Annotated in this window: 1 protein-coding gene; it reads left to right on the forward strand. The window is 37.1% G+C overall.

Going from position 1 to position 272, the window contains the following annotated elements:
* Positions 1–272 (forward strand): YwqH-like family protein (locus JI666_RS21040; protein ID WP_206895028.1); only part of this gene is annotated, 272 nt, incomplete at both ends.

The following is a 272-nucleotide window of genomic DNA, read 5'->3' on the forward strand; positions in this document are numbered from 1 at the left end:
TCAGCTTATCCGCCTACAATCTAGCTTAACTAAACTTGAAGGTATACAAAATGAATTCTTCCAGAATAAACAGCTTATCGATACTCCTGAACTCTCCCCTGCTACTTGGGAAGGTGAGTTAGCGAACTCATTCAAAAATATACGAGAAGATATGAAACTAGCTTATCAAGATGTATCTACGAACCAGCTAAACACAGCAATGATCACAATGGAAAATAAAGCAAAGTATCTCAGGTACGAAATTCAAGCACTTGAAATGAACATTACCCAAG

This window comes from Bacillus sp. NTK071 (assembly GCF_017303315.1).
Taxonomy (GTDB): Bacteria; Bacillota; Bacilli; order Bacillales; family Guptibacillaceae; genus Guptibacillus.